Source organism: Streptomyces sp. NPDC091281 (genome assembly GCF_044757425.1).
GTDB lineage: Bacteria > Actinomycetota > Actinomycetes > Streptomycetales > Streptomycetaceae > Streptomyces.
Genome location: NZ_JBIVUY010000003.1, coordinates 159,629 through 183,813, shown reverse-complemented (window position 1 = coordinate 183,813; position 24,185 = coordinate 159,629). Strand labels below are relative to the sequence as shown.

At 75.1% G+C, this 24,185-nt stretch carries 24 protein-coding genes; 12 read left to right on the top strand and 12 right to left on the bottom strand.

The genetic code is table 11. The features are described 5' to 3' along the window. Positions 1–96: 96 nt before the first annotated feature. Positions 97–795, top strand: coding sequence for a chaplin (locus ACIQPQ_RS09660; RefSeq protein ID WP_401302001.1), 699 nt, complete (start codon positions 97–99; stop codon positions 793–795). A 96-nt stretch (positions 796–891) separates the two neighbouring features. Here ACIQPQ_RS09660 and ACIQPQ_RS09655 read toward each other — a convergent pair whose 3' ends face one another. Then, positions 892–1,368, bottom strand: a complete 477-nt coding sequence (locus tag ACIQPQ_RS09655) for a nucleoside deaminase (RefSeq protein WP_401301999.1) — start codon at positions 1,366–1,368, stop codon at positions 892–894. A 105-nt stretch (positions 1,369–1,473) separates the two neighbouring features. On the opposite strand from ACIQPQ_RS09655, the gene ACIQPQ_RS09650 reads away from it, so the two are divergent. Beyond that, a complete protein-coding gene (locus tag ACIQPQ_RS09650) occupies positions 1,474–2,250 on the top strand; it encodes a GNAT family N-acetyltransferase (RefSeq protein WP_401301996.1) in 777 nt (258 codons plus the stop codon). Positions 2,251–2,365: 115 nt separating this feature from the next. Here ACIQPQ_RS09650 and ACIQPQ_RS09645 read toward each other — a convergent pair whose 3' ends face one another. Then, positions 2,366–2,806 carry an SPW repeat protein gene (locus tag ACIQPQ_RS09645; RefSeq protein WP_401301993.1) on the bottom strand — a complete coding sequence of 147 codons (441 nt, stop codon included), beginning with the start codon at positions 2,804–2,806 and terminating at the stop codon, positions 2,366–2,368. Between the two features lie 200 nt (positions 2,807–3,006). Between ACIQPQ_RS09645 and ACIQPQ_RS09640 the strand changes: the two genes are divergently transcribed. After that, positions 3,007–4,047 (top strand): MerR family transcriptional regulator, encoded by a 1,041-nt coding sequence (locus ACIQPQ_RS09640; RefSeq protein WP_401301990.1) that lies wholly within the window; start codon positions 3,007–3,009, stop codon positions 4,045–4,047. A gap of 9 nt (positions 4,048–4,056) precedes the next feature. Here ACIQPQ_RS09640 and ACIQPQ_RS09635 read toward each other — a convergent pair whose 3' ends face one another. Then, positions 4,057–4,752, bottom strand: a complete 696-nt coding sequence (locus ACIQPQ_RS09635) for a type 1 glutamine amidotransferase domain-containing protein (RefSeq protein WP_401301987.1) — start codon at positions 4,750–4,752, stop codon at positions 4,057–4,059. Between the two features lie 131 nt (positions 4,753–4,883). Here ACIQPQ_RS09635 and ACIQPQ_RS09630 point away from each other — a divergent pair, with 131 nt between their 5' ends. Together ACIQPQ_RS09630 and ACIQPQ_RS09625 are read left to right on the top strand one after the other, a co-directional pair. Beyond that, on the top strand, positions 4,884–5,870 hold the full coding sequence (locus ACIQPQ_RS09630; protein ID WP_401302673.1) for a LysR family transcriptional regulator: 987 nt from the start codon (positions 4,884–4,886) through the stop codon (positions 5,868–5,870). Between the two features lie 158 nt (positions 5,871–6,028). Beyond that, the gene (locus tag ACIQPQ_RS09625; RefSeq protein WP_401301984.1) at positions 6,029–7,279 is read left to right on the top strand and encodes an NAD(P)/FAD-dependent oxidoreductase; all 1,251 of its coding nucleotides are present in this window, start codon (positions 6,029–6,031) and stop codon (positions 7,277–7,279) included. Between the two features lie 61 nt (positions 7,280–7,340). Here the strand turns inward: ACIQPQ_RS09625 and ACIQPQ_RS09620 are convergent, their stop codons facing one another. The 3 genes from ACIQPQ_RS09620 to ACIQPQ_RS09610 all read right to left on the bottom strand — a co-directional run bounded on the left by ACIQPQ_RS09620 (position 7,341) and on the right by ACIQPQ_RS09610 (position 11,875). Next, positions 7,341–8,861, bottom strand: a complete 1,521-nt coding sequence (locus tag ACIQPQ_RS09620; RefSeq protein ID WP_401301981.1) for a cryptochrome/photolyase family protein — start codon at positions 8,859–8,861, stop codon at positions 7,341–7,343. A gap of 71 nt (positions 8,862–8,932) precedes the next feature. Next, complete coding sequence (locus tag ACIQPQ_RS09615) at positions 8,933–10,297, bottom strand: cryptochrome/photolyase family protein (RefSeq protein ID WP_401301978.1); 1,365 nt, start codon at positions 10,295–10,297, stop codon at positions 8,933–8,935. Positions 10,298–10,360: 63 nt separating this feature from the next. Continuing rightward, complete coding sequence (locus ACIQPQ_RS09610) at positions 10,361–11,875, bottom strand: SDR family oxidoreductase (RefSeq protein ID WP_401301976.1); 1,515 nt, start codon at positions 11,873–11,875, stop codon at positions 10,361–10,363. 135 nt (positions 11,876–12,010) lie between these two features. Here ACIQPQ_RS09610 and ACIQPQ_RS09605 point away from each other — a divergent pair, with 135 nt between their 5' ends. The 3 genes from ACIQPQ_RS09605 to ACIQPQ_RS09595 all read left to right on the top strand — a co-directional run bounded on the left by ACIQPQ_RS09605 (position 12,011) and on the right by ACIQPQ_RS09595 (position 15,058). Then, positions 12,011–12,517, top strand: a complete 507-nt coding sequence (locus tag ACIQPQ_RS09605) for a MarR family winged helix-turn-helix transcriptional regulator (protein WP_401301973.1) — start codon at positions 12,011–12,013, stop codon at positions 12,515–12,517. A gap of 201 nt (positions 12,518–12,718) precedes the next feature. Further along, positions 12,719–14,815 (top strand): MMPL family transporter, encoded by a 2,097-nt coding sequence (locus tag ACIQPQ_RS09600; RefSeq protein WP_401301970.1) that lies wholly within the window; start codon positions 12,719–12,721, stop codon positions 14,813–14,815. Positions 14,816–14,890: 75 nt separating this feature from the next. Next, entirely contained in the window at positions 14,891–15,058 is a 168-nt protein-coding gene (locus ACIQPQ_RS09595) for a hypothetical protein (RefSeq protein WP_383782148.1), read from the top strand. A 59-nt stretch (positions 15,059–15,117) separates the two neighbouring features. Here the strand turns inward: ACIQPQ_RS09595 and ACIQPQ_RS09590 are convergent, their stop codons facing one another. Continuing rightward, positions 15,118–16,050 (bottom strand): LysR family transcriptional regulator, encoded by a 933-nt coding sequence (locus ACIQPQ_RS09590; protein ID WP_401301967.1) that lies wholly within the window; start codon positions 16,048–16,050, stop codon positions 15,118–15,120. Between the two features lie 137 nt (positions 16,051–16,187). Here ACIQPQ_RS09590 and ACIQPQ_RS09585 point away from each other — a divergent pair, with 137 nt between their 5' ends. The 4 genes from ACIQPQ_RS09585 to ACIQPQ_RS09570 all read left to right on the top strand — a co-directional run bounded on the left by ACIQPQ_RS09585 (position 16,188) and on the right by ACIQPQ_RS09570 (position 19,436). After that, positions 16,188–16,277, top strand: coding sequence for a putative leader peptide (locus ACIQPQ_RS09585; protein ID WP_383778962.1), 90 nt, complete (start codon positions 16,188–16,190; stop codon positions 16,275–16,277). 229 nt (positions 16,278–16,506) lie between these two features. Continuing rightward, positions 16,507–17,061, top strand: a complete 555-nt coding sequence (gene ssuE / locus ACIQPQ_RS09580; RefSeq protein ID WP_401301963.1) for an NADPH-dependent FMN reductase — start codon at positions 16,507–16,509, stop codon at positions 17,059–17,061. Positions 17,062–17,068: 7 nt separating this feature from the next. Further along, positions 17,069–18,265 (top strand): SfnB family sulfur acquisition oxidoreductase, encoded by a 1,197-nt coding sequence (locus ACIQPQ_RS09575; protein ID WP_401301960.1) that lies wholly within the window; start codon positions 17,069–17,071, stop codon positions 18,263–18,265. Positions 18,266–18,293: 28 nt separating this feature from the next. Continuing rightward, positions 18,294–19,436 (top strand): LLM class flavin-dependent oxidoreductase, encoded by a 1,143-nt coding sequence (locus ACIQPQ_RS09570; RefSeq protein ID WP_401301957.1) that lies wholly within the window; start codon positions 18,294–18,296, stop codon positions 19,434–19,436. A 1-nt stretch (position 19,437) separates the two neighbouring features. Here ACIQPQ_RS09570 and ACIQPQ_RS09565 read toward each other — a convergent pair whose 3' ends face one another. From ACIQPQ_RS09565 to urtB, 5 genes are all read right to left on the bottom strand, one after another. After that, entirely contained in the window at positions 19,438–20,475 is a 1,038-nt protein-coding gene (locus tag ACIQPQ_RS09565) for an acyl-CoA dehydrogenase family protein (protein ID WP_401301956.1), read from the bottom strand. A 104-nt stretch (positions 20,476–20,579) separates the two neighbouring features. Next, positions 20,580–21,272, bottom strand: coding sequence for an urea ABC transporter ATP-binding subunit UrtE (urtE, locus tag ACIQPQ_RS09560; RefSeq protein WP_401301953.1), 693 nt, complete (start codon positions 21,270–21,272; stop codon positions 20,580–20,582). Beyond that, positions 21,272–22,183 carry an urea ABC transporter ATP-binding protein UrtD gene (urtD, locus tag ACIQPQ_RS09555; RefSeq protein WP_401301951.1) on the bottom strand — a complete coding sequence of 304 codons (912 nt, stop codon included), beginning with the start codon at positions 22,181–22,183 and terminating at the stop codon, positions 21,272–21,274. Before urtD ends, urtE begins: the two co-directional genes overlap by 1 nt. Next, complete coding sequence (gene urtC, locus ACIQPQ_RS09550; protein WP_401301948.1) at positions 22,180–23,268, bottom strand: urea ABC transporter permease subunit UrtC; 1,089 nt, start codon at positions 23,266–23,268, stop codon at positions 22,180–22,182. The genes urtD and urtC overlap by 4 nt, the downstream gene beginning before the upstream one ends. Continuing rightward, entirely contained in the window at positions 23,265–24,161 is an 897-nt protein-coding gene (gene urtB / locus ACIQPQ_RS09545; protein WP_401301946.1) for an urea ABC transporter permease subunit UrtB, read from the bottom strand. Before urtB ends, urtC begins: the two co-directional genes overlap by 4 nt. Between the last annotated feature and the right edge of the window lie 24 nt (positions 24,162–24,185).

The following is a 24,185-nucleotide window of genomic DNA, read 5'->3' as shown; positions in this document are numbered from 1 at the left end:
TGGGGTGAAAGGGTGTGTGGCCATAACCCGCACGGTCCGGCCGCGTTCTCCGTGTGCGGGCGAGTGCCCGCGACCAACCCTGGAAGGCAGGTCCCCATGAGACGGGTTACCCGAAACGGTGTGATCGCCGTGGCCGCCGCGTCGGGCGCGATGGCGATGGCCGTGCCCGCGTTCGCCGACTCCGGCGCGGACGGCGCCGCGGCCGGTTCGCCCGGCGTGCTCTCCGGCAACGGCGTCCAGCTGCCCGTGAACCTGCCGGTGAACCTGTGCGGCAACACCGTGGACGTGGTGGGCGTCCTCAACCCCGCCTTCGGCAACGGCTGCGCCAACAAGGGCGGCGGCGCCAAGGGTTCGGGCACGGACGGCTCCGCCGTCAACGGCGGCGGCGCCCACGCCGGCAGCAGCGCGCAGGGCTCGCCCGGCGTGGTGTCGGGCAACGGCATCCAGCTGCCCGTCCACCTCCCGGTCAACGCCAGCGGCAACAGCGTCAACGTGGTCGGCATCCTCAACCCGGCGTTCGGCAACGAGTCCGTGAACACCTCGGAGGAGCCGCCCCCGCCGCCCACCGAGGCCACGCCCGAGCCGCCGACCCGGCACACCCCGCCCGCCGCGTCGCACCCGGAGCCGGAGACCGAGCCCCCCGCGCCCGCCCCGCAGGCCCCGGCGCCCCGCGCCGAGTCCACCCTCGCCCACACGGGCGCCGACGCCACCGTCCCCGCCGCCCTCGGCGCGGCCGGTCTCGTCCTCGGCGGAGCCCTCCTCTTCCGCCGCTTCCGCCCGGCCGGCCAGGCCTGAGACCGCACCCACGACGGCCGCGGACCCCGAGCGTGTACGGGGTCCGCGGCCGTCGCGGTGCCCGGGGAGCCGTCCGGGTGACCCGCCGGGGCGCGCTCAGCCGCCGTGGAACCGCCGGTGCAGCTCGCGGATGTCCGGCTCCAGTGCGGGGACCGGCCCGGCCACCGCGACCCCCGGCGCGATCTCCCGCACGGACAGCGGACGGACCGGACCCGCCGGTACGCCCCACTCCGCCAGCCAGCCGGTGAGCTGCGCCGAGGAGGCGACGTAGACGATGCGGCCCAGGCCGACCCAGGCGTGGGCCGCCGCGCACATCGGACAGTGCTCGCCCGACGTGTACACGGTCGCCGTGGCCCGCTCGCGCGGGGCGAGCCGGTTTGCCGCCCAGCGGGCCAGGGCGAACTCCGGGTGCCGTGTGGGGTCCCCGGACGCGACCCGGTTGCGCTCCTCGGCCAGCACGGTGCCGTCCCCGCCGACGAGCACCGAACCGAACGGTTCGTCGCCCGCGGCCAGCGCCTCGGCGGCCAGCTCCACACAGCGCCGCAGATGCGGCAGTTCGTCGTCCCTCGGCATCGCGGCGGACCTCCTGGGGGCCGGTGCGGTCCGCCGCCCGGCCTGGATCGTGGGCCGCCGCGATATTACGTTGAGCGGCCCGCGCCGGCCTGCTCGGATAGGCCCATGGATCACGCCGAGGTACTCGCCCTGTACGACCGTGACATGCGCCGCGACGCCCGCCCCGAGAGCCCCGACGCCGTCGTCGAGCACACCGGGCGCATCGTCCGCCACGTCGCGCCCGAGCCGGGCTGGAACGGCGTTCTCTGGTCCGATCTCGGCGGCGCGGACGCCGACGCGGAGATCGCCGACCAGGTCGCGTACTTCCGCGGACTCGGCCGTGAGGTCGAGTGGAAGCAGCACGGGCACGACCGTCCGGCCGACCTCGGCGCCCGCCTGCTGGCCGCCGGGTTCACGGCCGAGCCGCAGGAGACGCTGATGATCGCCGAGGCCCGCGACCAGACGGGCGCGGTCGCGCTGCCCGACGGTCTGCGGATCGTCCCGGTCACCGACCGCGCGGGCGCCGACCTGATGGCCGAGGCCAACGCACGCGCGTTCGGCCGGGACGGCGGCTGGCTGCGCGACCTCGTCCTCGCCCGCCTCGCCACCGCCCCCGACGACATCGCCGCGTTCGTCGTCCTCGCCGGGGACGAACCGATCAGCTCGGCCCGGCTGGAGATGATCCCGGGGACCCGCTTCGCGGGCCTGTGGGGCGGTGGCACCGCCGCGCCCTGGCGGGGCAGGGGCGTCTACCGCGCCCTGGTCGCCCACCGCGCCCGCATCGCCGCCGACCGCGGCTACCGCTACCTCCAGGTCGACGCCTCCGACGAGAGCCGCCCCATCCTGGAACGCCTCGGCTTCCAGGCCCTCACGACCACCACCCCGTACCTCTTCACCCCCTGACACGGACGCGGCAACGGAGAGGTATGCGGACGCGGCCCGGCCGACCCGCGGTGGGCGGGTCGGCCGGGCCGCCTCTCCTGCGGCGGACCGCGCCGGGGGGTGGGCCTCCGGCGGGCTACGTCCTCGACGTGCTGCGCGCCGCCGTGCCCGCGCACATCAGCCCGAGCACCAGCGCCAGGGCGCCGATGACGATGTTGCTCACCACGACGCCCGCGTCCGGGCTGTCGCCCACGATCCACGGAGCGACGATCATCCAGACGCCGAGCGCGCACATGGCCCAGCTGAGGCCGTACATCCGGGCCGGGGCCGCGGTGAAGCCGAGGCCCAGCAGGCCGATGGCGATGCCGACGATCAGGTTGTGGGTCGTCAGCGCGGGCTGGCTCGTCGTGTAGTGGAGTATCCACGGCGAGACGGCGCAGTACAGACCGAGCAGGAACACCGGTCCGTCCACGAGTGCCACGTCACGGCCGCCGAGCATGCGGTCGAACCGGGTGCGCATCTCGGGCACATCCGGGTGGGTCGATATGTCGCCTCTGGTGGGTGAGACGTTGGCCATGACGCGTCTCCTTCGACTGACAGGCCTGACCGCGTGGCTGGCGCGGTGTGCGGTGAATGCCGCGCACGTCCAGTGTGCTCTTATTTTTCCCTTATGTGTAGGGATGGGGATGGCGGGCGGCGGGGCGCCGTGGTACCCGTGCGCGTGACGGTGCCGCCGGGACCGCACGTGCGTCGATTCCGCGTCGTATCGTCGGCCCCATGAGCGAATCCCCGGGCCTCGACACCGTCGGTCTGACGACCGGCGCCCTGGCACGTCGGCTCGGCGTCGCGCCCACCACCCTGCGCTCCTGGGACCGCCGCTACGGCATCGGGCCCGCCGTCCGCGACGGGGTGCGCCACCGGCGCTGGCGGCCGTCCGACGTGGCCGTGGTCGAGGCCATGTGCCGCCTCACCTCGGCGGGGGTGCCGCCCGCCGAGGCCGCCCGCGCCGCCATGGAGGGCCACGACACGCCCGAACCCGACCCCGAGCCCGCGGCGGCGGCCGAGCCCGTCCGCGCCCCGGCGCGCTCGCGCGCCGCGAGCCCCCTCCCGCTCGGCGGGAACGTGCGCCAGGAGGCCCGCGGCCTCGCCCGCGCCGCCGTCCGGCTCGACGCTCCCGCGATCGAGCAGCAGTTGGAGGCCGTCCTCGACCGTTACGGGGTGGCCGTCGCCTGGCAGGAGGTGATGGTGCCGACCCTGCACGCCGTCGGCCGCAAGTGGCAGTCCTCCGGCGACCGGTACGTCGAGGTCGAGCACCTGCTGTCCTGGCACGTCTCCACCACCCTGCGCCGCGTCACCCGCCCGCCGGTCGGCACCGACCCCGCACGCGGTCCCGTCGTCCTGGCCTGCGTGCCCGACGAGTGGCACACCCTGCCGCTGGAGGCGCTCAACGCCGGGCTCGCCGAACGGGGCGTCCCCACCCGCATGCTCGGCGCGGCCGTCCCGGTGGAGGCGCTCACCTCCGCCGTCGCCCGGCTCGGCCCGGTCGCGGTGGTGCTGTGGGCGCAGGCGCGCACCACGGCCAGTCCCGGCCTCGCCCGCCAGGTCGCCGACACCCGGTGGGGCGTCAGCGGGGCCCGGCGGCGTACGACGGTCGTGCTCGGCGGACCGGGCTGGGCCGGACACCCTGCGGACGGCATGTACCGCCCGCCCGGTCTCAGCGAGGCGCTGGACCTGCTCTGCCGCGTCCGGGAGGCGGCCCCGCCGGGGGAGCGGCGTGGGGAGCCACGGCACGCCGCGGACGTACGGCAGGCCCGCTAGCGGGCCGGATCAGCCCAGCTGCTTCAGCAACTCGGCGGCGAGCGGCGCCGAGGAGGCCGGGTTCTGGCCGGTGACGAGGGTGCCGTCCACGACGACGTGCGGCGCCCACGGCTCCCCGACGACCACGTCCACGCCCGCCGCGGTCAGGCGGTCCTGGAGCAGCCACGCCGCCTTGGCGCCGAGCCCCGCCTGGTGCTCCTCGGTGTTGCTGAACGCGGTGACCCGGCGTCCGGCGAAGGCGTTGCGGCCGTCGTCGCCGACGGCTGCGAGCAGCGCGGCCGGGCCGTGGCAGACCACCCCGAGCACCTTGCCCGAGGCCAGCGCCCCGGTGAGCAGCCGGCCGGAGTCGGCGTCCACGGCGAGGTCCTCCATCGGGCCGTGCCCGCCGGGGTAGAATACGGCCGCGTAGTCGTCGAGGTCGACGTCCGTCAGCGCGATCGGCCGCTTCAGCTCGTCGATCCCGGCCAGCGCGCCCGCGACACGGTCGGCGCCCTCCTGGCCGCCGTTGACGTCGGGGGCCAGGCTGCCCGCGTCCAGCGGGGGCATCACCCCGCCGGGCGTCGCGACGACGATCTCGTGCCCGGCCGCCCGGAACGCCTCGAAGGGCGCGACGGCCTCCTCGGCCCAGAAGCCGGTGGGGTGCTTGCTGCCGTCGGCGAGCGTCCAGTGGTCGGCGCCGGTCATCACGAAAAGGATCTTGGCCATGGGGGGTCTCCGGGGCGGGTGCGGTTCCCGGCGCCCTCCTGACGGGACGCCGGACTGTCGATGCCTCCGAAACTAGGCCGCCCAGCCATAGAGATCCAATGGGCACACCAATGTCGGACATTGGATTCCTGATGGGTCCGCCGGGAATACTGGGCCGCGTGGACACCGGCACCGACACCGATGGCGACACCGACGGCGACATCGACACCCCAGCCCCCGCCCCGCACCTCGACCTCAACCTGCTGCGTACCTTCCTGGCGGTCTACCGCGCCGGTTCGTTCACGGGCGCGGCGCAGCTCCTCGGGCTGTCGCAGCCGACGGTGACGACCCAGATGCGCGCCCTGGAGCGGCAGGCCGGGCGCGAACTGTTCGAGCGCCTGCCGCGCGGGGTCGCCCCGACGGCCGTCGCCGACGCCCTCGCGGCCCGGATCGAGGGCCCGCTCGACGAACTGGCCGCCGTCGCGGGCGGCGGACCCGCGCCCGCGGGCCGCGTCGCGCCCGTCCACCTGGCCGGTCCGGCCGAGGCGATGTGCCTGCGCGTCCTGCCCGCCCTGGCGCCGCTGGTCGCCGACGGTCTCCGGCTGCGGGTGGCGACCGGCCTGACCGACCCGCTGCTCGACGAACTGCGCGCGGGCCGCCACGACCTGGTCCTCGCCACGACCCGCCCGCGGGGCCGCACCCTCGTCTCGGCGCCGCTCGCCGACGAGGAGTTCGTCCTGGCCGCCGCCCCCGGGTGGGCGGGCCGGCTCACCGGCCGGAGCGCCGCCGACCTGCCCGCCGCCCTCGCCGCCGTCCCGCTGGTCACGTACGCCGAGGACCTGCCCATCGCCCGCCGCTACTGGCGGCACGTCTTCGGCCGCCGCCTGTCCGGCTCCGCCGCGCTGACCGTGCCCGACCTGCGCGGGGTGCTCGCGGCCGTCGTCGCCGGGGCGGGCTTCAGCGTCCTGCCCCGCTACCTGTGCGCCGGTGAACTGGCCTCCGGGGCGCTGGTCGCCCTGCACGAACCGGAGGACCCGCCCATCAACACGGTGTTCCTGGTGCAGCGGCCGGGCGCGCCGGAGAACCCGGACGTGCCGCGCGTGCGCGACCTGCTGCTGACGGCGGGCCGCACCTGGTGAACACCCCGCCCCCGACCGGCCGGGCCCGCCCGCCTCCCCGGTGACCCGAACGGTCGCATCCGCGGGGTGCCGCGCGCGGGAAGACGGGAACGCGGGAAGACGGCAGAAGGAGAACGACGATCGCCGCCCGCGCCGCCCGCCCGACGAAAGGCACACGTGTGAGCAAGGCCAGTGACACCCCGGACGTCCTCGTGATCGGAGCGGGCGTCGCCGGACTCGCCTGCGCCCGCGACCTGCTGGCCGCGGGCCTGCGCGTCCGCGTCCTCGAAGCCTCCGACGACGTCGGCGGGCGGATGCGCTCCGACCGGGTCGAGGGCTTCGTCGTCGACCGGGGCTTCCAGGTCTTCAACACCTCCTACCCGCAGGTGCGCCGCCGCCTCGACCTGCGCGCACTGCGCCTGCGGCCCTTCACGCCGGGCGTCACCGTCCACACCGCCGACGGCCCGCTGCGCTTCCGCGACCCCACCCGCCGCCCCCGTGCCGTCACCGAGCTGCTTCCCGGCCGGCTCGCCGGGCCGCGCGACCTCCTCGCCCTCGGCCTGCTGTCCTCCCGCGACCTGCTCGCCCCGGTGGGCCGCCTCAAGCGCGCCGAGGACCGCACCACCCGGACCGCCCTGGCCGCCGCCGGGTTCTCCGACGCGTTCGTCGAACGCTTCTTCCGCCCGTTCCTCTCCGGGGTCTTCCTGGAGGACCGGCTGGAGACCTCCGGCCGGTTCTTCCACCTGGTCTGGCGCAGCATGCTCCGCGGCACGCTCTGCCTGCCCGCCGCCGGGATCGGCGCCGTCCCCCGCGCCCTCGCCGACGCGCTGCCCGCCGGCACGGTCCGCCTGGAGACGCCGGTCCGCCGCCTCACCGACGAGGGTGTCGTCACCGCGGGGGACCGGGAGGCCCCGGCCCGCGCCGTCGTCGTCGCCACCGGCCCCGCGCCCGCGGCCGCGCTCCTGCCCGGCCTGCGCGTCCCGCCGTACCGCGAGGTCACGACGTACTACCACGTGACCGACCGTCCGCCGCTGCGCGAACCCACCCTCCTGGTGGACGAGCGGCGCCGGTTCCTCAACACGTGCGTCCTGTCCGAGGTCGCGTCCCGCCTCGCCCCCGCCGGGCACAGCCTGATCGCCACGTCCGTCCTCGGCGCCGACGACGACGGCCGCGAACCGGCGGTGCGGCGGGCCCTCGGGGAGGCGTACGGGACCGACGCGGGCGGCTGGGACCTGCTCACCGTACGGACCGTGCCCGAGGCGCTGCCCGCGATGCCGCCGCCCCAGCCGCTCAGCCGGACCACGCGCGTGTCGCCCGGCCGGTACGTCTGCGGCGACCACCGCGCCACCGGGTCGGTGCAGGGCGCCCTCGCCTCGGGCGCCCGCGCGGCCCGCGAGGTGCTGCACGACCTGCGCGGCCCGCGGGGCTGACCGCACGACCAGCCGCCGGTCGACGCGGACCGGCGGCGGGTCGTGCGGCGGACCGGCGCGCTCAGGGCGCCGCGTCCCCGCGTTCCGCTGTCTCCGCCAGCAGGTCGTCCAGGTCGCGCAGCCGGTCCAGGCCCCGGACGGCGCGGGTCATCCGGGGGTTGCCCTCCAGGCGTTCGCGGTGGCGGTGCAGGAACGCCCAGTACCCGGCGGTGAACGGGCAGGCCCCCTCGCCGGTCCGGTCGGTCGGCCGGTAGGCGCAGGGCCCGCACAGGTCGCTCATGCGGTGGATGTAGGCGCCGCCCGAGGTGTACGGCTTGGTCGTCATGCGGCCGCCGTCGGCGTACTGGGACATGCCGACCACGTTGGGCAGCATCACCCAGTCGTAGCCGTCCACGAAGCAGCGGTGGAACCAGTCGGTGACGGCGGCCGGGTCCCAGCCCTGCTGGAGGGCGTGGCTGCCGAGCACCATCAGGCGGGGGATGTGGTGGGTCCAGCCGGTGTCGCGCACCTGCGCCAGGACCGTCGACAGACAGCGGGCGGTGACCGCGTCGGCGTCCAGCTCCAGGAACCAGTCCGGCAGCGGCGCCCGGTGGCCGAGGGCGTTGCGGTGCCGGTACTCCTCGCCGAAGTACCAGTACAGATGCCACACGTACTCGCGCCAGCCCGCGATCTGCCGGACGAAGCCCTCCGCGCTGTTGACGGGCGCGTCGCCCGCCCGCCAGGCCTTCTCGGCGAGTTCGACGCATTCGGCGGGGTCCAGCAGCCCCAGGTTGAGCGACGACGACAGCAGGCTGTGGCTGAGGACGGGGTCGCCCGCGAGCATCGCGTCCTCGTGGGCGCCGAACCCGGCGAGCCGGTGCTCGGCGAACCGGCGCAGCGCGGCGAGCGCCTCGCGGCGGGAGGCGGGGAAGCGGCGCGGCCCGTCCCGGCCGACGAAGGAGATCCCGTCGTCCTTCTCCCACCGGTCGAGGTCGTCGCGGACCTCCTCGTCGACGGCGTCCTCGCGCGGCCGGTAGGGCGCGGGCACGTCCAGGGCGCGCACGCCCTTCGGGGGCGGCTCCCGGTTGTCGTGGTCGTGGTCGTGGTTCCAGCGTCCGCCCGCCGGGCTGTCGCCGTCCATGAGCAGGTCGTGGGCGCGGCGCACCCGGCGGTAGAAGTCCTCCTGGAGCAGCCGCTGTCCGTCGCGGCCGTCGGCCCACCGGCGGAAGTCCTCGTGCGCGACGAGGAACCCGCGCGGCGGCAGCACGGTGACGTTGTCCAGGGACTCCACGAACCGCAGCGCGGCCCGCGAGGTCGGGTGACACACCGTCACCGGGCCGCCGTCCAGGGCCTTCGCCAGGCCCTCGCGGTAGGTCTCCGCGCGCACGTACCGCACCCGGTCGCCTAGTTCGGCCGCCCGGTGCCGCATCGCGGACAGCACCAGGTGGGCCTTGGCCCGGTGGAAGCGTCTGCGCCGGAACACCGAGCGGGCCTCGATCATCACGACGGGCGCGTCCCGGCCCGGACCGTCCGCGCCGTCCGGGCCGGGGCCGAGGAAGTGCGGGCCGAGCTGGTCGCCGAAGAGCCAGTGGGGGGTGGTCACGGCGTCTCCTCCCAGTCCAACTGGAGCGAAGGGGCGGGGCGGTGGTGGCGGGGGGTGGGGGGCCGGTGCGGTCAGTCGAGTCCGCGGGCCTGCTTGAACCGGGCCAGCCCCTCGGGGAGTTCGACGATCGGGTCCGGGTAGTCGATCCCGGCCCGCTCCAGCCCCTGGAGCTTCCACGGCTCGTGCACCGCGGGCCCCTCCACGTCGGCCAGCTCGGGCACCCAGCGCCGCACGTACTCCCCGTCCGGGTCGTACCGCTTCGCCTGGAGCACCGGGTTGAGGACGCGGTTGGGGCGGGTGTCGGTGCCGGTGCCCGCCACCCACTGCCAGTTCAGCTGGTTGTTGGCCACGTCGCCGTCGACCAGCAGCTCAAGGAAGTGCCGGGCGCCGACCCGCCAGTCGACGTAGAGCGTCTTCGCCAGGAAGCTCGCGGTGAGCAGGCGGCCCCGGTTGTGCATCCAGCCCTCGTACCGCAGTTGCCGCATCGCCGCGTCCACCACCGGGTAGCCGGTGAGGCCCTCTTTCCACGCCTCGACGTCCTCCCGCGCCGACTCCTCCGAACGCCAACGGTCGCGCCGGGTGCGGTAGTCGGCCTCGGAGGCGTCCGGGCGGACCGCCAGCAGCTGCCGGTTGAAGTCCCGCCAGGCGACCTGCCGGACGAAGGCCTCCGCGCCCGGACCGCCCGCCGAGCGGGCCCGGTGGACGAGTTCGACGGGGGAGAGCGTCCCGAAGTGCAGGTGCGGCGAGAGGTGGGACGTCGCGTCGCCCGCCAGGTCGTCGTGCCGGTCCTCGTACGAGGCGATGCCGCCGCGCAGCCAGGTGGTGAGCCGCTTGCGGCCCTCGGTCTCCCCGCCGGGCGCCAGGCCCTCCGACACGCCCTTGTGCGAGGGGAGTTCGTCCGAGCGGACCCCGTCGGGGACGCGGACGGTCCGGGGCGCGCCGTGGGCGTCCCGCAGCGGCTCCTGCGACCAGCGCCGGAAGTACGGCGTGAACACCGCGAAGTGGTCCGAGCCCGCCGGGAGGACCCCGCCGGGCGCGACGGCCGACGTCACCGTGTCGTGCACGTGCAGCCGTACGCCCTCGGCCTCCAGGGCGCTCCGCAGCCGCTCCTCGCGGCGGTGGGCGTAGCCGCTGACGTCGGCCGCGACGTGCACCTCGTCGGCGCCCGCCTCGGTGGCCACCCGGCACACCTCCGCGACGACGTCGCCCGTGCGCAGCACGAGCCGCCCGCCCCGCTCGCGCAGCCCGGCGTCCAGGTCGCGCAGGCAGTCGGAGAGGAACGCCAGCCGGTTCGGGACCGCGAACCCGGCGCCGTCCACGGCCCGGTCGCGCACGAACAGCGGAACCACCTCGCGGGCCCCGTCCAGGGCCGCCCGCAGCGGCGGATGGTCGTGCAGCCGCAGGTCGGAGGTGAACAGGACGACCGAGACGTTCATGACGCTGACTCCGGGGAGGGTAGGGGACGAACGGAGGCTGTGGGCAGGGGTGATGACGGGTGGTCAGGCGGCTTTCGCCGGGGCGGGGTCGGCCGCGGCGGCGCGGGCGATGTTGCGGGCCATGCCGCCGAACACCACGGCGTGGAAGGGGGAGACGCTCCACCAGTAGGCCTGGCCGAGGAAGCCGTGCGGATGGAACAGCGCCCGCTGGCGGTAGTGGGTGCGGCCCGCCTCGTCGGTCTCGGCGTACAGCTCCAGCCAGGCCAGACCCGGCAGCCGCATCTCGGCGCGAAGCCGCAGTAGCTTGCCGGGCTCGATCTCCTCCACCCGCCAGAAGTCCAGCGAGTCACCGACCCGCAGCCGGGCCGCGTCCCGCCGGCCCCGGCGCAGTCCGACGCCGCCGACCAGCCGGTCCAGCCAGCCGCGCACCGCCCACGCCAGCGGGAAGGAGTACCAGCCGTTCTCGCCGCCGATGCCCTCGATCACCCGCCACAGCGCCTCGGGGGAGGCGTCCACGGTCAGCTCCCGGCAGTCCTCGAAGAGGCTGCCGCCCGCCCAGTCCGGGTCGGTGGGCAGCGGGTCGCTGGGGGCGCCCGGCAGGGAGGCGGAGGACCAGCGCGTCGTGACGTCGGCGTCCCGCACCCGGCGCAGCGCCAGCTGCACGGCCCGGTCGAAGCCGATCGGATGGCCGGGCGGCGCGGGCACGTACTCCGCGATGTCGTGCTCGTGGCAGACGACCTCGTGCTTCAGGGACTCGGTGAGCGGCCGGGCGATCGACGCCGGGACCGGGGTGACCAGGCCGACCCAGTGGCTCGACAGGCCGGGGCTGAGCATCGGCACCGACACGATCAGCCGCCGCGGCAGGCCCGCCACCTCGGCGTAGCGGATCATCATCTCGCGGTACGTCAGGACGTCCGGGCCGCCGATGTCGAAGGTGCGGCTGACGTCGGGCGGCATCGCCGCGCTGCCGACGAGCAGCCGCAGCACGTCCCGGACGGCGACCGGCTGGATACGGGTGTGCACCCAGCTCGGGGTGACCATCGCGGGCAGCCGCTCGGTGAGGTAGCGCAGCATCTCGAACGACGCCGAGCCCGAGCCGATGACGACCGCCGCCCGCAGCACCGTGGTGGGGACGCCGCTGTCCAGCAGGATGCGGCCCACCTCGGCGCGCGAGCGCAGATGCGGCGACAGCTCGTCCTCCGGCACGTCGGACGGGGTGAGCCCGCCGAGGTACACGATCCGCCGCACCCCGGCGGTGCGGGCCTGCTCGCCGAAGATCCGGGCGGCCCGGCGGTCGGTCTCCTCGAAGTCGTCGCCGGTGCCCAGCGCGTGCACCAGGTAGTAGGCGACGTCCACCCCGCGCATCGCGGCCGCCACGGACGCGGCGTCGGTGACGTCGCCGCGCACCTGCTCGGCCGCGCCCGCCCACGGGTAGTCCCGCAGCCGTTCGGGGGAGCGGGCCAGGCACCGGACCCGGTGGCCCGCCGCGAGGAGTTCCGGCACCAGGCGGCCGCCGATGTATCCCGTGGCGCCCGTCACCAGGCACAGGTCGCCCTCGTCGTGGCCTTCCGCGGTCATCGGTCCTCCGCTCGTCGGGTGCTCATGTCCTGCGCCGGCCGCCCCCGCGGGCTCGCCGTCGGCGTCCTCCTGGAGATCGCTTCCACGCGGGGGCGGCCCGCGGATGCGCACGACGCCGTTTGTGCGCACGAACGAGTGATCGCCGCCGGGGACTACGCTGACCGCGTGGCCCCAGCGAACGACTCCGAGCAGCCCCAGCCCACCGACCTGTACGCCTTCGCGGTACGGCTGCGGCGCATGAACGGCGAGATCAACCGCCTGGTGCACGGCTTCGCGGGCGACCACGGGCTGCACGCCACCGACGTCCAGGCCCTCGGGGCGATCCTCGACGCGGACGAGCTGATGACCCCGACCCGGCTCCGCGAGCACCTCGGCCTCACCTCCGGCGCCGTCACCGCCTGCGTCGACCGCCTGGAGCGGGCCGGGCACATCCGGCGGGTGCGGGAGAGCGCCGACCGCCGCGTGGTGCACCTGCACTACGCCGACGAGGCCCGCGCGGCGGCCCGCGGCTACTTCCGCCCGCTCGCCGAGGCCACCCGCAACGCCCGGTCCCGGTTCACCGAGGACGAGCTGGGCGTCGTCCTGCGCTTCCTCACCGCGATGAACGACGAACTCTCGGAGATCACCCCACCCGGACGGTGAGCGCCCCGGCACCGGCCCCGCGGCGCCCGGGACCGCGCGCGCGACCGTGCATCCGGGGGCCCGGTGCGGGCAGAAGGGTGAACGCGGTCTACGATCACTCCGCCATCAAGTAACTCGATGATCAAGATTCTTTTTCGTCGAGATACCTGGGGGCGCTTGCCTGCCGTACCCGTCCCGCCCGTCCCGCCGAGCTGGAGAACCATGCCCACCCCTGCCACCCGCCCCCGTCGCGGCGCCCGCCTCCTCGTCCCGGTGCTCCTCGTCGCCGTCTGGATCGTCCTCGGCGGCGTCCTCGGCCCGTTCGCCGGGCGGCTCGGCGAGGTCGCCACCAACGACCAGGCCGCCTTCCTGCCCCGCAGCGCCGAGTCGACCGAGGTCATCGACGCGCAGAAGGCCTTCCGGCAGGACGAGACGCTGCCCGTGATCGTCGTCTGGACCACCGACGGCGACACCCCGGCGGCCGACCGGCGCGAGGCCGCCGGGCAGGCCCTCGCCTCCCTCGACGGCACCCCCGGCACGGCCGGCCGGGCGTCCCCCGCGCTGCCCTCCGAGGACGGCGCGGCCCTCCAGGGCGTGGTGCCGCTCCGGCCCGACCTCGGCGACGACCTCGCCCCGGCCCTGGAGCGCGTCCGCGCCGCCGCCGAACGCGTCCCCGGCACCACCGTCGCCCTGGCCGGGCCCGCCGCCGCCCAGGCCGACCTGTCCGACGCGTTCGCCGGCATCGACGGACTGCTCCTCGCGGTCGCCCTGGTCACCGTCCTCGTCATCCTGCTGCTCGTCTACCGCAGCGTCCTGCTCCCGCTGGTGATCATCGTGGGCGCGGTCCTCGCGCTCGGCCTCGCGTGCGCCGTCGTGTACGCGCTCGCCGACCACGACGTGGTCCGCGTCGACGGCCAGGTCCAGGGCATCCTGTCCATCCTCGTCATCGGCGCCGCCACCGACTACGCGCTCCTGCTCACCGCGCGCTTCCGCGAGGAACTCGCCGCCCGCGCCGACCGGTTCGCCGCCGCGCGGGCCGCGCTGCGCCGCTCGTGGGGCGCCGTGGTGGCCAGCGCCGCCACCGTGGCCCTCGGCCTGCTGGCCCTGCTGCTCAGCGACCTCACCAACAACCGCGCCCTCGGCCCGGTCGGCGCCATCGGCATCGTCGCCGCCGTCGTCTCCACCCTCACCTTCCTGCCCGCCGTCCTCGTCCTCCTCGGCCCGGCCGCCTACTGGCCCGCGAAGATCCGCCCCGCCGAAGGACGCGACGCGGGCGGCCGGGTCTGGCGCCGCGTCGCCGACCTCGTCGACCGCGCGCCGCGCAAGGTGTGGGCGCTCTCCCTGGCCGCGCTCCTCGCCTGCGCCGCGTTCGCCCCCGCCCTCACCTCCAAGGGCGTCCCCCTGGACGAGACCTTCGTCGACGACGCCCCGTCCGTGACCGCCCAGCAGACCCTCGCCCGCCACTTCCCCGGCGGCTCCGGCAACCCCGTCGTGGTCGTCGCCGCCGCGGACCGCCTCGCGCGCGTCGTCGCCGCCGCCCGGACCACCGAGGGAGTCGCCTCGGCCGCACCGGTGTCCGCGTCGGGCGCGCCCGGCGGCACCCCGCTCGTCGCCGACGGACGGGTCCGCGTCGACGTCACCCTCCAGGCCGCCGCCGACAGCGACCCGGCGAAGGACACCGTCGCCCGGTTGCGCACCGCGCTGCACGGCATACCCGGAGCGGACGCCCTCGTCGGCGGCTACACCGCCCAGCAGTACGACACCCTGCGCACCGCCGAACGCGACCGCACCCTGATCGTGCCGGTCGTCCTCGCGATCATCTTCCTCATCCTCACCGTGCTGCTGCGCTCCCTGCTCACCCCGGCCCTGCTGGTGGCGACGGTCGCCCTCAACTTCCTCGCCACGCTCGGGGTGTCCGCGCTCGTCTTCCGCCACCTCTTCGGCTTCAGCGGCACCGACCCGTCCGTGCCGCTGTACGGCTTCGTCTTCCTGGTGGCGCTCGGCGTCGACTACAACATCTTCCTCATGTCCCGCGTCCGCGAGGAGACCGTCCGGCACGGCGCCCGCGAGGGCGTCCTGCGCGGCCTGGTCAGCACCGGCGGCGTCATCACCTCCGCCGGGGTCGTGCTGGCCGCCACCTTCGCCGCGCTCGGCGTGATCCCGCTCGCGTTCCTGGCGCAGATCGCCTTCATCGTCGCCTTCGGCGTCCTCCTCGACACCCTCGTCGTGCGCTCGCTGCTGGTGCCCGCCCTCGTCCGGGACCTCGGCGAGCGGGCCTGGTGGCCGTCGCGGCCCGCCGCGCGGACCGACGCACCGTGAACATGTTCGCGCGCGGCCGGGGCATACGACAGATCCCGAGAGACGTACGGGCCCTATCCGGAGGTGTCAGCCGCAATGAGTGCGAAGGTGTTGGAGCGATTCCCCGCGGGAGCCCCCCGCGGAGCGTGGCCGGCGGAGGAGTACGCGGCGCGGCGGCGCGCCGAGGGGCACCCCGCGACCGTGGTGATGGACCTCAAGTCGGACGCCTTCCTCGTCGTGGAGCCGACGGGCGACGAGGACTGAGGCGCGGGCAGGGCGCGACGGGTGAGGGGCGGAACGGCGCGGGCACGCCGTTGCGCCCCTCACCCGTCCCCGGGCGCCGGTCGCGGCGCGCCCAGGCGGCCCGCCACCCGCACGAACACGTCGTGCAGGTCCCGTACCGCCTCCGCCCGCGGCACGGCCTCCGCGCGCCGGCCGCGCAGCGTCAGCAGCACCCGCGGGGCCTCCTCGGCCAGCGGACGGTACGTGAGCACGCCCGCCCGCTCCAGCGGGTCCCCGGCCACGCTGAAGTCCGGCAGCACGGTCGCCCCGAGCCCCTCGGCGACCATCAGTTTGCCCATCTCCGCGCCGTCCGCGGAGTACGCGAACACCGGCCCGCGCCCCGCCAGCAGCCGGTGCACGTACCGGTGCATCACATAGCCCGCCCGCATCCCGATCAGCGGCACCCCCAGCAGGTCCTCGACGCCGACCTTCGCACGGGACGCCAGCGGACTGTCCGGCCGGACGCACACCACCGGCCGCCCGGACAGCAGCACCGTCGAGTCCAGGTCGGCGGGCGGGTCGTCGCCCTCCAGGTGGTTGACGAGCCCGAGGTCGAAACCGCCCTCCAGCAGCAGCCGGTGGATCTCCGCCTGCCGGGCGCCCACCACCTCCACCTGCGTCACCGGACGCGCCTCCCGGAACTCCCGCACCGCGGGCAGCAGCAGCGGCACCGTCGCCGCGTTCACCGTGCCCACCCGCACCGTCCGGCTGATCCGGTGCTGCTCGCCCGCCGCCGCGCGCAGCCGGTCCACCGCCTCCAGCACGCTCGCGATGTGCGGCAGCAGCTCCCGGCCCGAGGCGCTCATCGTCGCCCCCGACCGCTTGCGCTCCAGGAGGTCCACCCCCAGCTCGCGCTCCAGATTGCGCACCGTCTCGCTCAACGCGGGCTGCGAGAGCCGCAGTTCCTCCGCCGCCCGGCGCAGCGACCCGAGCCGGGTGACCGCCGCGATGTACTCCAGCTGTTCCGTCCGCACGCCTGAACCATGGCGGCGAACGGGCCCGCCGTTCAAGGGTTTCCCTGTCACGCCTTCGTGAAAATCAATGGTCCGCGATACGAGACCGGTCGGGTTCTCCTTGACTGCCCCGACCGGCGGCTGTCACGATCGACGACATGACCATGCGACTGCGACTGGACCTCACGCGGCGACGCCATGTCGACCTCGCGCGCGTCTCCAGTGCCTCCTGTCGCGCCGCGGCCTGATTCTCCCCGATCCGCCGCCTCTCTCCCCCCACGTCGCACCGCACCCCACCCGCCCCTGAACAGCGGCGGGTGACAGCCGCGTGCCGCGACCGCGTCCGGGATTCCCCTCCTCCAGGTCCGCGCACCCCACCCCACACCCGGTGGAGCGCACCCCACGCCCCCTTTCTCACTCCTTTCCCCCTTCTCGTCCTCTCATCCTTCCGCTCCTTTCCGCGCCCAGGAGTTCCGCATGGCCACCGTCCTGTCCGTCTCCGGCAGCCCCTCCGCCACCTCCCGCACCGGCCGCCTGCTGCGCCACCTCGACCAGCGGCTCGCCGCCCAGGGCCACGAGGTGATCCCGCTCGACGTCCGGACCATCCCGGCCGAGGCCCTGCTCGGCGCCGACTTCCGCCACCCCGCGATCGTCGAGGCCACCGACCTCTTCGCCCGCGCCGACGGCGTCGTCGTCGGCACCCCCGTCTACAAGGCCTCCTACTCCGGCGTCCTCAAGGCCCTCCTCGACCTGCTGCCGCAGTACGCCCTCACCGGCAAGACCGTGCTCCCCCTCGCCACCGGCGGCTCCGTCGCCCACGTCCTCGCCATCGACTACGCCCTCCGCCCCGTCCTCACCTCGATGGGCGCCGCGCACATCGTCCAGGGCTGGTTCACCCTCGACAAGGACATCACCGTCCACGAGGACGGCTCCCTCACCGTCGCCCCCGGCGCCACCAAGGCGCTCACCCAGGTCGTCGACCAGTTCTCCACCGCCCTCGGCCGCACCCCCTACCTCGCCGCGGCGAGCTGACCCCGCCGTGCCCGAGCCCGAGCCCGCGCATGTCATCGCCGACGACGCCGAGGCCCTCGCCGTGGCGCGGGCCCTGGCCGACGCCTTCCGCCCCGGAGCCGCCGCCCGCGACGCCGAACGACGCCTGCCCCGCCCGGAGATGGACCGCCTCTCCGCCTCCGGGCTGCTCGGCGTGACCGTCCCCGCGGAACACGGCGGCGCCGACGTGAGCGCGGCCACCCTCGCCGAGATCTTCCGCCTCCTCGCCACGGCCGACGGCAGCCTCGCCCAGATCCCGCAGAGCCACTTCGCCTACGTCAACGTGATCCGCCGCCAGGGCACCGAACAGCAGCGCAAGTTCTTCTCCGCCGAACTCCTCGCCGGACGCCGCTTCGGCAACGCCCAGTCCGAGGCCGGGACCAAGCACCTCCAGGACATCCGCACCCGCCTCACCCCCCGCCCCGACGGCTCGTACACCCTCAGCGGCGTCAAGCACTACGCCACCGGCGCCCTGTTCGCCCACTGGATACCGGTGCTCGCCCGCGCCGAGGACGACCTCCTGCACGTGGCGTACGTCCCCGCCGACGCCCCCGGCGTCACCGTCGTCGACGACTGGGACGGCATGGGCCAGCGGACCACCGCCAGCGGCACCGTCCGCCTCGACGCCGTCCCCGTCCCGCGCGACCGCGTCCTGCCCCACCACCTCACCTTCGAGGGCCCGCAACTCCACGGCGCGGTGGCCCAGTTGCTGCACGCGGCGATCGACACCGGGCTCGCCGCGGCCGCCCTCGCCGAAGCCGTCGACTTCGTCCGCACCAAGAGCCGCCCCTGGTTCGAGAGCGGCGTCGAGACGGCCGCCGAGGACCCGCTGCTCGTCCAGCGCTTCGGTGAACTCGCCCTCCGGCTGCGGGCGTCCGAGGCACTGCTCGCCACCGCGGCCCGCGCGGTCGACACGGCCCGCGCCGACCTCACCGACGACACCGCAGCCGAGGCCTCCCTCGCCGTCGCCGCCGCCAAGGTCCACGCCGCCGCGACCGCGGTCGAACTCGCCGACGCCCTCTTCGAGGTGTCCGGCACCCGCTCCGCCCTCGACTCCCTCAACCTGCACCGGCACTGGCGCGACGCCCGCACCCACACCCTGCACGACCCGCCGCGCTGGAAGCTCCAGCACCTCGGCCGCCACGTCCTGCACGGCACCCGGCCGCCCCGCCACGGCCTGCTGTAGCCCCCCGCACCGAACGGAGACCCCGCCCGTGTCCCTCACCTTCCACTGGTTCCTCCCCACCAACGGAGACAGCCGGCACGTCGTCGGCGGCGGCCACGGCACCTCCGTCACCGCCTCCGGCCGGGACCGGCCGCCGACCGTCGCCTACCTGAGCCAGATCGCCCGCGCCGCCGAGGACCTCGGCTTCGAGGGCGCGCTCACCCCGACCGGCGCCTGGTGCGAGGACGCCTGGCTCACCACCGCCATGGTCAGCCAGCACACCGAAAGGCTCAAGTTCCTGGTCGCGTTCCGCCCCGGCTTCCTCTCCCCGACCCTCGCCGCCCAGATGGCCTCCACCTTCCAGCGGCAGACCGGCGGACGGGTCCTGCTCAACGTCGTCACCGGCGGCGAGAGCCACGAGCAGCGCGCCTACGGCGACTTTCTCGACAAGGACGACCGCTACCGCCGCACCGGCGAATTCCTCCAGGTGGTGCGGGAGTTGTGGGCGGGCGGCACCGTCGACCTCAAGGGCGAGCACCTCGCCGTCGAGGACGCCCGGCTCGCCCGCGTCCCCGACCCCGTGCCCGCCGTGTACTTCGGCGGCTCCTCCCCGATCGCCGGAGAGATCGCCGCGCGGCACGCCGACGTCTACCTCACCTGGGGCGAACCGCCCGCCCAGGTCGCCGAGAAGATCGCCTGGGTCAGGGAACTCGCCGCGCGGGAGGGCAGGACCGTACGGTTCGGCATCCGGCTGCACGTCATCACCCGCGACACCGCCGCGGCCGCCTGGGCGGAGGCCGACCGGCTGCTCGACGGCTTCGACCCCGCCACCGTGAGGTCCGTCCAGGAGGGCCTGGCGCGCAGCGAGTCCGAGGGCCAGCACCGGATGCTCGCCCTGCACGGCGGCAGCCGCGACGGCCTGGAGATCCACCCCAACCTGTGGGCCGGGATCGGCCTCGTGCGCGGCGGCGCGGGCACCGCCCTCGTCGGCAGCCACGCCGAGGTCGCCGACCGCGTCAAGGAGTACGCCGCCCTCGGCATCGACGAGTTCGTGCTGTCCGGCTACCCGCACCTGGAGGAGGCCTACTGGTTCGGCGAGGGCGTCCTGCCCCTCCTCGCCGGGGAAGGCCTGTGGAAGCATCCCGCCGGGAAGACGGCCGGGACCGTCCAGGTGCCCTTCGCCGCACGCTAGTTCACCGGGCCAGGACATCCAGGTGGGCCAGGCGCGACTCCCGCGTCTGGCCCTGCACCAGGAGGAACAGGGCCTCCCGCGCGAGGCGTTGGGCCCGCCCGGTCAGCGCCAGCGCCCGCCCGCCACCGGCCACCACCGCGGCCGTCGTCGCCGCCCCGAGCACCTCGAACGCCTCGACCCGGGCGGCCAGCCGCTCGTCCAGCCGCTCGGACGGCACCGGATGGTCGGCGAGCGCGTAGGCGCGGGCGCGGACCTCGGCCAGGCGGGCGCGCAGCGGGCCCGCCACGTCCTCGTGCTCCGGGGCGAGCAGCGCGAGAGCCGCCTCGGCCACCCCGAACACCGCCGGGTTCGCCGACACCGCCTTCGTCCGGTCCCCCTCCGCCCAGCGGTCGTACGGCGTGCGCAGGGCCACCGCCGCGTCGGGCACCCGCAGCCCGTCCAGCTCCAGCGACACCGTCCGGGCCGCCGAGAGCGCCGCGAGACGCATCGGCTCCGACGCGCGCAGACCGGGCCCCTCCCGGGCCTCGGTGAACGCGAACACGGCCTCCCCGCCGCCGGTCACCCCGGCCAGCAGCATCACGTCGTTGAGGCCCCAGCCCGTGTACCAGGGCACCGTCCCGTCGAACCGCCAGCCGCCCGCCTCCCGGGTCGCCGTCACCGGCGTCCTCGGATACGCCCGCAGATGGGCGTACGCCACCCCCGACAGCAGTTCGCCGCGGGCCAGCGGACCCAGCAGCCGCTCACGGGCCGTGCTCTCCCCGCGCACCAGGGTGAGCACGGGCGTGTGGTGCTGCGTCTGTACGAACCACGTCGAGCAGCACGCCCCGGCGAGGATCTCGGCCGTCTCCCGCCCCACCGCCGCGGGCACGGCCGAACCGCCGTACGCGAGGGGCGCGTTGATGCCCAGCAGCCCCGACGCCCGGACCGCCGCCAGGTGGGACGCGGGGACGCCGTCCTGGTCGACGCGTTCGGCCTGCGGGACGAGGAGGTCGTCGGCCAGCCGACGGGCGCGGACGACGAGCGGGTGCGGTGCGGTCATCCCCCGATTCTCCCGGTGCCCGCACCCTGCGGCGCGCCGCACGCGCCGGACCGGCCGGGACGTCCGCCCACCCGGCCCGCCGCCCCCGTTCAGCGGCCCGCCGCTCACACGCTCAGCGCCTCCCGCACCGATCGCTCGGCGTCCCGGCCGCCCGTGCCGGAGGAGGTGACGCGGCCCGCCTCCAGGACGTGGTGGCGCTGGGCGGCCCGCAGGGCGAACCCGACGTGCTGCTCGACCAGCAGGACCGACAGGCCGCCGCGCGCGGCCAGCGCGAGGATCGTCTCCTCGATCTCCGCGACCACCGACGGCTGGATGCCCTCCGTCGGCTCGTCCAGCAGCAGCACCCGCGGCTCGGTCACCAGGGCCCGCGCGATGGCCAGTTGCTGGCGCTGACCGCCCGACAGCAGCCCCGCCCGCCGCCCGGACAGCGTCCGCAGCGCGGGGAACAGGTCCAGCGCGTCCGCGATCCGGGCCGCGCCGCCGCGCCGCCCGTCCGCGACCAGCTGGAGGTTCTCCGCGGTCGTCAGGTGCGGGAACGCCTGCTGGCCCTGCGGGACGTACGCCATCCCGCGTGCGACCCGCTCGTGCGGCCTGCGCCGGGTGATGTCCTCGCCGTCGAGACGGACCGTGCCGCTCGTCGGCGTGAGCAGGCCGACGGCCGCCCGCAGCAGGGTGCTCTTCCCGGCGCCGTTGTGCCCGAGGACCGCGGTGACGCCGTCCTTCGGCACCGTGACGGACACCCCGTGCAGGACCGTGCTGCGGTGGTAGCCGACCCGGACGTCCTCGATCTCCAGCATCACGCCTCCCGTACGGCCGCGTCGACGGTGTCCCCGGCCGCCGGGCCGCCCCCGGTGGACAGGGTGTCCCCGGCGTTCAGGGTGTCCCCGGTGGGCGGGGTCTCCTCGGTGGCCGTGTGGCCGAGGTAGACCTCCTGCACCTTCGGGTCGGCCTGCACGTCGGCCACCGAACCCTCGCTGAGCACCCGGCCCGCGTGCAGCACGCTCACGCTGCGGGCGTAGGACCGCATGAAGTCCATGTCGTGCTCGATGACGACGACCGTGCGGTCCGCGCTGATGCGGCGCAACAGCTCCCCGGTGGCGCGCCGTTCGTCGTGGCTCATGCCCGCCACCGGCTCGTCGAGGAGCAGCAGCGCCACGTCCTGCACCAGCAGCATGCCGATCTCCAGCCACTGCTTCTGGCCGTGCGCGAGGCTCCCGGCGGGGGAGTCGGCGAGGTCCGCGAGCCCGACCGTGTCCAGCGCCCGCGCCACCGGCTCCGGGACGCCCCGGCGGCGGCGCAGCATCGTCAGCGCGCCCCGGCCCGCGCCCGCCGCGATGTCGAGGTTCTGGAGCACGGTCAGCTCCTCGAACACGGTCGCCGTCTGGAAGGTGCGGCCGATGCCCGACCGGGCGATCCTGTGCACCGGCCGCCCCAGCAGCTCCCGCCCGCCGAAGCGGACCGAGCCGCTCGCCCGGACCAGACCGGTGACGGCGTCCACGACGGTGGTCTTGCCCGCGCCGTTCGGCCCGATCAGGAACCGCAGGTCGCCGGGGAGCACGTCGAGGTCGACGCCGTCCACGGCGGTGAACCCGTCGAAGACGACGCGCAGCCCGCGCACCTCCAGACCGGGCGCCGGCCCGCCGGGGCCGGTCGGGGCGGGGCCGTCCTTCGTGCCGAGGGTGTTCCTCGTGCCGAGCGCGTTCTTCATGCCGCCTCTCCCACCGGTGTCACGGGCGCGGCGGGGACCGCCGCCGGTCTGCGGCGGCGCACCGCCTTCGCCAGCGAGGCCAGCCCGCCGGGCAGGAACGCCAGCGCCACCACGAACAGCAGCCCCTGGAAGTACGTCCAGGCCGCCGGGAACTCCTCCGACAGGGCCGTCTTCGCCCACGCCACGGCGAGCGCGCCGAGCACCGCCCCGACCAGGCTCGCCCGGCCGCCGACGGCCGCGCCGATGACGAACTCGATCGAGGGCACGATCCCGATCAGCGCGGGCGAGATGATCCCCACGGCCGGTACGAACAGAGCGCCCGCCAGGCCCGCCATCCCGGCCGCGACGACGTACGCGACGAGCTTGACGTTCGCCGGGTCGTAGCCGAGGAACCGCACCCGTTCCTCCGAGTCCCGTACCGCGACGAGGAGTTCGCCGTAGCGGGAGTGGATGAGCTGGCGGGCGAGGGCGATCAGGGCCAGCAGGGCGGCGGCGATGACGAAGTACACCATCCGCTGGTTCACCGGGTCGTCGAGGTCGTAGCCGAAGAAGCCCTGGATGTCGGTGAGTCCGTTGGTGCCGCCGGTCGTGGCCTGCTGGCCGATCAGCCAGATCGCGAACGCGGACGCCAGCGCCTGGCTGAGGATCGCGAAGTAGGCGCCCTTCACCCGGCGCCGGAACACGAACAGGCCCAGCACGGCCGCGACCGCCATCGGCAGCAGCACCGTCGCGGCGAGCGCGAACGCGGGGTTGGCGAACGGCCGCCACCACCAGGGGAGTTCGGTGGCGGTGCCGTACAGCTGCATGAAGTCGGGGAGATTGCCGGGACCGGCGTCCGCGATCTTCAGGTGCATCGCCATGGCGTAGCCGCCGAGGCCGAAGAAGACGCCCTGGCCGAGCGTCAGCAGACCGCCGCGGCCCCAGGCCAGGCAGATCCCGACGGCGACCATCGCCACGCACAGGTACTTGGCGAGCAGCCCGAGCCGGAAGTCGGACAGCAGCGCCGGGGCGAGGCCGAACAGCAGGACGGCGGCCCCGGCGAACCCGGCCGCGGCCCGCGCCGGGCCGCCCTTGAGGACGTTCATACGAGACTCCTCGTGCGGAGCGTGTACAGCCCCTGGGGCCGCCACTGGAGGAACGCGACGATGCCGACCAGGACCAGCACCTTCGCCACGGACACCGTCGTCGAGTACTCCAGCACCGACTGGAGCACGCCCAGCACGAACGCGACGATCACGGTGCCCTTGAGCTGACCGATCCCGCCGACGACGATCACCAGGAAGGCGTCGATGATGACGTTGGTGCCCATCGTCGGGCCGATCGGGCCGACCAGCGTGAGCGCCACCCCCGCCACCCCGGCGAGGCCCGAGCCGAGGAAGAAGGCGGTGCGGTCGACGCGGGAGGTGGAGATGCCGGACACCTCCGCGAGGTCCCGGTTCTGCACGACCGCCCGGATACGGCGGCCCAGCGGGGTCAGGCGCAGTGTCAGCGCGAGCGCGACGACGGCCGCGACGGCGAGGCCGAGGATGAACAGGCGGCTGGTGGCGAACGTCAGCGGGTCGGCGCCGCCGATGACGGTGACGTTCCCCGTGAGCGCGTCGGGCGCCCGCGTCTGGACGTTCGGCGCGCCGAAGACGTCCCGGGCGAGCTGCTGGAGCATCAGCGAGACGCCCCAGGTGACGAGAAGCGTGTCGAGGGGACGGAGATACAGACGGCGGATCAGCAGCCATTCCAGGAGTGCGCCGAGCGCCCCCGAGACGAGAAATGCGACGGGAAGCGCGACGAGAAGCGAAATTCCGGCGCTGGAAATGGACTTCTGGAGGACGAACGTGGTGTAGGCGCCCGCCATGATGAACTCGCCGTGCGCCATGTTGATGACGTTCATCTGGCCGAAGGTGAGGGACAGGCCGAGGGCGATGAGGAGGAGGACGGCACCGATGGAGATGCCGGTGAAGCTCTGACCGAGGATCACGGTCACGGGGCGGCTCCGCGGGGGAGGCGG

What these genes read in the sequence shown, in the direction of transcription:
- ACIQPQ_RS09660 (WP_401302001.1), top strand. Translation starts at nt 97, where the DNA reads ATGAGACGGGTTACCCGAAACGGTGTGATCGCCGTGGCCGCCGCGTCG.
- ACIQPQ_RS09655 (WP_401301999.1), bottom strand. Translation starts at nt 1,368, where the DNA reads ATGCCGAGGGACGACGAACTGCCGCATCTGCGGCGCTGTGTGGAGCTG.
- ACIQPQ_RS09650 (WP_401301996.1), top strand. Translation starts at nt 1,474, where the DNA reads ATGGATCACGCCGAGGTACTCGCCCTGTACGACCGTGACATGCGCCGC.
- ACIQPQ_RS09645 (WP_401301993.1), bottom strand. Translation starts at nt 2,806, where the DNA reads ATGGCCAACGTCTCACCCACCAGAGGCGACATATCGACCCACCCGGAT.
- ACIQPQ_RS09640 (WP_401301990.1), top strand. Translation starts at nt 3,007, where the DNA reads ATGAGCGAATCCCCGGGCCTCGACACCGTCGGTCTGACGACCGGCGCC.
- ACIQPQ_RS09635 (WP_401301987.1), bottom strand. Translation starts at nt 4,752, where the DNA reads ATGGCCAAGATCCTTTTCGTGATGACCGGCGCCGACCACTGGACGCTC.
- ACIQPQ_RS09630 (WP_401302673.1), top strand. Translation starts at nt 4,884, where the DNA reads ATGGGTCCGCCGGGAATACTGGGCCGCGTGGACACCGGCACCGACACC.
- ACIQPQ_RS09615 (WP_401301978.1), bottom strand. Translation starts at nt 10,297, where the DNA reads ATGAACGTCTCGGTCGTCCTGTTCACCTCCGACCTGCGGCTGCACGAC.
- ACIQPQ_RS09610 (WP_401301976.1), bottom strand. Translation starts at nt 11,875, where the DNA reads ATGACCGCGGAAGGCCACGACGAGGGCGACCTGTGCCTGGTGACGGGC.
- ACIQPQ_RS09600 (WP_401301970.1), top strand. Translation starts at nt 12,719, where the DNA reads ATGCCCACCCCTGCCACCCGCCCCCGTCGCGGCGCCCGCCTCCTCGTC.
- ACIQPQ_RS09595 (WP_383782148.1), top strand. Translation starts at nt 14,891, where the DNA reads ATGAGTGCGAAGGTGTTGGAGCGATTCCCCGCGGGAGCCCCCCGCGGA.
- ACIQPQ_RS09585 (WP_383778962.1), top strand. Translation starts at nt 16,188, where the DNA reads ATGACCATGCGACTGCGACTGGACCTCACGCGGCGACGCCATGTCGAC.
- ssuE (WP_401301963.1), top strand. Translation starts at nt 16,507, where the DNA reads ATGGCCACCGTCCTGTCCGTCTCCGGCAGCCCCTCCGCCACCTCCCGC.
- ACIQPQ_RS09565 (WP_401301956.1), bottom strand. Translation starts at nt 20,475, where the DNA reads ATGACCGCACCGCACCCGCTCGTCGTCCGCGCCCGTCGGCTGGCCGAC.
- urtE (WP_401301953.1), bottom strand. Translation starts at nt 21,272, where the DNA reads ATGCTGGAGATCGAGGACGTCCGGGTCGGCTACCACCGCAGCACGGTC.
- urtD (WP_401301951.1), bottom strand. Translation starts at nt 22,183, where the DNA reads ATGAAGAACGCGCTCGGCACGAGGAACACCCTCGGCACGAAGGACGGC.
- urtC (WP_401301948.1), bottom strand. Translation starts at nt 23,268, where the DNA reads ATGAACGTCCTCAAGGGCGGCCCGGCGCGGGCCGCGGCCGGGTTCGCC.